The organism is Acinetobacter higginsii, assembly GCF_000369525.1.
Classification (GTDB): domain Bacteria; phylum Pseudomonadota; class Gammaproteobacteria; order Pseudomonadales; family Moraxellaceae; genus Acinetobacter; species Acinetobacter higginsii.
In genome coordinates this window covers 1-5,014 of sequence record NZ_KB850078.1, presented here as the reverse complement: position 1 = coordinate 5,014, position 5,014 = coordinate 1, and the positions used below count along the sequence as shown (strand labels likewise).

Below are 5,014 nucleotides of genomic sequence, written 5' to 3'. Positions count from 1 at the left end.
AGCATGCAACTAAAACAGGTATTGGGAAAAATCAAAGATATTACTTTTGGCGTGATCGCAGCACCGCTACTTATCATCATTATGATGTGGGCTTCGATACTTGATCAAAGAGCGTTTAAGAAAGAACGTAACCGAAAAAAGGAACAGGATAAGACCTAATGGCGATTGCTCGTTTAAGTGTCAAAGTTGGTAAGGCAGGTAAAGCAGCACCACATGCCGAATATATTGATCGGGATGAAGAAAAGAAGCTGAAACAAGAACAAGCAGAAACCGACCTTGAACATAGTGCCTATGGAAACATGCCTAAATGGGCTGAACATAATCCGATTACCTTTTGGGAAGCAGCCGACCTTTACGAGCGCAAAAATGGCAGTACCTATCGAGAATATGAAATTGCCCTTCCTAGAGAGATGAATGCCGAACAACGTCTAGAACTGGTTGAGGAGTTCATTCAGTCCGAGATCGGCTCAAAATATCCATATCAGTTTGCGATTCATAACCCTAAAGCAATGGACGGCAACGATCAGCCCCACGTGCATCTCATGTTTAATGAACGTCTGCAAGATGGAATCGAACGAGATCCAGAGCAATATTTCAAACGCTATAACAGCAAAAATCCTGAACGTGGCGGAGCTAAAAAAGACAATACAGGCAAGAGTTACCAGGAACGAAAAACCGATATTAAAGACTTACGCCAAAGATGGGCAGATTTATGCAACAGCCATTTAGAAAAACACCAAATTGATAGCCGTATTGATATGCGAAGCTATAAAGAGCAAGGCATAGACAAAGAACCCGAAAAGAAACTATTACCAAGCCAAGCTAAAGACCCTGAAATCAGGAAAGCCTTGCAACAGTCACGTACAGCCTATAAAGAGCTTGAGCGACTAGACTTAGGCGACCCTAAAAATGACCTGAAAGACCTCAAAAACAGCCCTATCTCAGACAAAGAAATTAAACAGGGCATTGAGAGCTTTAAGGCTGATTTTGACAGCTTTAAACAGCTTGCCTTACAGCAGTACAAAGAACAGCAGAAATTAGAACAAGAGCAACAGAAAACAATGAAGTTTAGAGGGATGAGCCGATGACACCTGATGAAAAAAAGTTATATGCACTGATGGCAGTTGCAGAACAACAGCAGAACCTAGTCAATCAGGCTGTTAAAGAGCTTCAAATCACGGAAGAACGAATTCAAAAGGTCATAGCAGGGCAAACCCATAGTACCGTATCAAAATCGCTAAATACGGGCTTACAGGAGGGTACAGCAGAACTTATCAAGACCGCCAAAGCACTTGGACATTTAAAAAACTCGATTGAATCAACCAGTGATCAATTTTCATGGAAAATCATCACCATCATTTTAGGCATTTTCGCCATTCTGATGCTTGGCATCATTTGGTTATTCAGTGTTTATATCAAACCTTTAGAAAATATCCCTCAGATCGAGAGCTTAAGACAGCAAGGTATCCATTTTGATATTGGAAGCTGTACTGTTGGAGAGGAATCTAAACCGTGTGTTCGTGTGATGAAAAAGCAGTGCGGATATGGAAAAAATGGCGATTTTTGTGTCATAGACCCAAAATAATAGGCATATTTTTTATTTCACGAGAGGAAAAGAGGTAATCATGCCATTAATTGAATATTACGGCTTGTTATTTGAATGGCATGACCAAAAAATGGATTTAGTCTATCGAGGGCGAGAAATTACGTTCGAGGAGGTCTGTAGTATTTTCCTTGATCCTGCATTGATCTCTTTTGAGGATGTAGGACACTATGATGAACAACGACTAATATCAGTCGGTTTAAGCAATCGTGGTAGACTATTAACAGTGGTTTGGGTTGAACGTGGAGATGTTGCGAGAATAATCACTGCATTTGAACCATCACATCACCAAAAGCGGAGGTACAGCAATGCAAAATGAACTAGAACGCTATAAAAATTTTGACCCTACCAATGCCCCATTGGTTAAACCTAGCTTTGTGAAAAAATTACAGGAACGCCATGCCATAGCTCAAGCGAAGGCTTTTGATGCTGATGTAGTAGAATGGTTAAGTTCACAAGATAATGAAACAAAACAACATATTAACGAGATGGTTCGCCATGTTATGGCATTAAAACGTGCTTGATTAGGGATTTAGTCATGATTCGATATGACTTCCCTTTTTTGTCTTAATGTCTGATTGATCAAAGAAAAAGCCCATTCAGTATTGAAACTAAATGGGCTTTCGCTTTATATTCAGCGGTACGCAGTTATTTGATGTATCGACCATCGAATAACGAAGATCATAAGGTTTGGCGACCGTTATGATTTCACACTAAGGCTTGTACCTGAACTCTATTTTCACAATAAAAAGTGTTTAGTTCAAGACCCAAAATGATAAGTCTTCGTTAATCCGTGTTTTAAATCATCAAATAAGCATCCTAGATCGAGCTTTGCCTGCTCCTGCGTGTCCGTTTTACGGATTGGCATGCGTTGCATGTGGAGGGAATAAGTGTCACTGGTGCAACGTAGCGATAGTCGAAAGGCTAAACCGCTACAGGGGAATCTCACAAAAGCGGAGCGTTAAGAGTAGTTGTATAGGTTGGTTAAGTTGTATGTTGGGGAAACCCTCGCAGAGATACCGCCATACTTCGACAGGGAGCGTGTGGGGAGAGGTGCAAGACCTTTAGTCCTTGTCTGCATAGTTTGCAAAGCTATGTGCGGATACGACCGATATACGTGGCTCCGAAGCCAAAAGAATATGCGGTAAATCGGCAATACTTAAAGGATGCGTCATTTTTTTAAATGACCGCCTTTAGGGAGAGTATTGCCGAAACTCTCTCAACCGTTCACCAAAGCCAAAGCACGAAGTGCGACGCTTTGGGGGCGAGTTGAGAAGTTGAGAGCATTTGTTTTTAGGGGAATTAGGCAGATGGGTTTTAATATACCTAATATTCTGCTTAGGCTATTTTTTTATGCTTTTAATCTTTTATAAATCGTTATTTAATTGAATGGTAATAATTTTTGAATCTTTGAAATGACTAGAAGCAGATTTTTTAAAAAAACGTACCATTCTAATTATCGAGGTAAAGTATCTGTTGAGGATGCTGTTAAACATCAAACATATCTTGATGATATGAGAAAAGATGCTGTTTTTTATTGTGTAGATCATATCGAAAGTTCAATGATCCCACATAGTATGCTTCATAAAATAATTCAAAAGTTAAAAACTAAGCAAAATGATAGTTTAACTTTGCCAGAGAAAGCCTATTTAGTTCGTCAAAACCTTAATGCTTTACATAGTCTAGTTGAAGGTAAAATTTCTTTTAATCAATATAAGAAAGAAGTTGTTAATGACAGAATAAAGCATCAAGAACACTTAGAAGCAGAAAGATTACGCTTGGAAAAATTAAGAGAATTAGAACTAATTCAGTTAAAGAAACAACAAGAAAAATTAGCTCAGGAAAGAAAAGTTAGAGAACAAGCTGAACGTGAACGTAGGAAAAAATTAGAATCTGACCCTAAATATATAGAGAGGCAAAAAGAAAAAAATCTAATAAAAAAATATGATATTTACTTCTATGACATAGCTGATAAGCATAGATACAAGTTAATTAATATATTGAAATTATTAGATAATAATCAGAGATTATCTGAACAAGATGCTATTTGGTTAAATTCGGAAGGACGACAATTTTTTACAGATGAACTTAAGATAAAATTTCATCGTGTGGAAGCTGATTTTTATCTTAATGAATATAAGACAACTAAATTACATTGGCATGCTATTAATGCCTCTAGTCAATTAAGAAAAGCTAAAGCAAGTAAAGAGGCTGAAAAGTTTTTAGAAAATACTGAAATCTCACTAAATAAAAATAAAAAATTATTGTCAGCTTATTTCACTACATTGGGAGGAGTTAAGAGAGATATTAGAAAAGTCGATACAGCAATAGAATGTGGCGTAAAAGCTCATGAAAATAATTCTCAGGACTACAGACCATGTACTTTATTGGGAGCTATATATATGGAAAACCATGAATATACTCTTGGACATGATTGGTATAGCAAAGCACGTGACCGAGGTGCGCCAGAGAAATCTATAAATGCTGATCTCAGAAGTATTCTTTTAAAATTAGATAAATCAAAACGCATTGAAATGATTGCTAGTCTATTGAAAAAAGACCCATACCTTTATGGTTGGTTAAAAGATATTAAAAAATAACTTCTAGTTTCCAAAAATCCCAATTTAAGTATTGGGATTTTTATTATAAAACGTCACTTTTTACGCTGATTTAAGGTTTGTTGTCCTAAATCCTTCCAAATTTGCCATTTCATATCATTTTGGTCGATTTCAGCAGTTTTTAGAAGAACGCCAAGTAATTCGGCTGGGTCACGCTGATCTAGGTTAGCTATTTCAAATAGTGCGCCTAATTGAATGAGATGACGTGTACGAGCTTTACGTTCAGCTTCCTTTTCGGCATTCAATAATTTTCTAACTGCAACTTTTTGCTTATTTGCTCGATCTATGGCTTTTTCAGCTTTGATCAAGGCATTGATCTTTTTCTCTTGGTCGGGTGTTCTGTACTGAATTTTGGCTAATTCAAGTAAAAGTTTTTGAGCATCACTAGGATTCTTTAAAGCAGAAATATAGGTGATTTTTTCAGACAGCCAATCATTATTCATATTCAATTCCATTAATTCAGATACCGCAAAAGCACAGGCTCAATACTCAAAGAACGATAACAAAATATTTACGTTCGAGTAACGTAATTTTGTTAAAATCGTTCTAGAGATTGTCGCCTGTACTTCCATCAAAAATTTGATGGCGCGCTTAGACGTTTCTCAATTTCATTGAGAAACCTAAGCACGTTAGGGACTTCATCCCTAAAACCCTGAAACTTCTTTTTTTCATTCAATTTTCAATTGAATGAAAAAAATAAGTACCAAAGCTAGGAGCAACAGCATGCAACTAAAACAGGTATTGGGAAAAATCAAAGATATTACTTTTGGCGTGATCGCAGCACCGCTACTTA

At 37.1% G+C, this 5,014-nt stretch carries 6 protein-coding genes; 5 read left to right on the top strand and 1 reads right to left on the bottom strand.

Annotated elements, in window-relative coordinates:
- The first annotated feature begins 158 nt into the window (after positions 1–158).
- The 5 genes from F902_RS21665 to F902_RS21645 all read left to right on the top strand — a co-directional run bounded on the left by F902_RS21665 (position 159) and on the right by F902_RS21645 (position 4,203).
- Positions 159–1,088 (top strand): MobA/MobL family protein, encoded by a 930-nt coding sequence (locus F902_RS21665; protein WP_005207265.1) that lies wholly within the window; start codon positions 159–161, stop codon positions 1,086–1,088.
- Complete coding sequence (locus tag F902_RS21660) at positions 1,085–1,585, top strand: hypothetical protein (RefSeq protein ID WP_005207263.1); 501 nt, start codon at positions 1,085–1,087, stop codon at positions 1,583–1,585. The genes F902_RS21665 and F902_RS21660 overlap by 4 nt, the downstream gene beginning before the upstream one ends.
- Positions 1,586–1,625: 40 nt before the next feature.
- Positions 1,626–1,922 carry a BrnT family toxin gene (locus F902_RS21655; protein ID WP_002011632.1) on the top strand — a complete coding sequence of 99 codons (297 nt, stop codon included), beginning with the start codon at positions 1,626–1,628 and terminating at the stop codon, positions 1,920–1,922.
- Positions 1,912–2,127, top strand: coding sequence for a hypothetical protein (locus F902_RS21650; RefSeq protein ID WP_005207261.1), 216 nt, complete (start codon positions 1,912–1,914; stop codon positions 2,125–2,127). The genes F902_RS21655 and F902_RS21650 overlap by 11 nt, the downstream gene beginning before the upstream one ends.
- An 891-nt stretch (positions 2,128–3,018) precedes the next feature.
- A complete protein-coding gene (locus F902_RS21645) occupies positions 3,019–4,203 on the top strand; it encodes a hypothetical protein (protein WP_005207260.1) in 1,185 nt (394 codons plus the stop codon).
- Between the two features lie 53 nt (positions 4,204–4,256).
- On the opposite strand, the gene F902_RS21640 is transcribed toward F902_RS21645, so the two are convergent.
- Positions 4,257–4,664, bottom strand: a complete 408-nt coding sequence (locus F902_RS21640) for a conjugal transfer protein TraD (protein WP_005207259.1) — start codon at positions 4,662–4,664, stop codon at positions 4,257–4,259.
- Positions 4,665–5,014 lie beyond the last annotated feature (350 nt).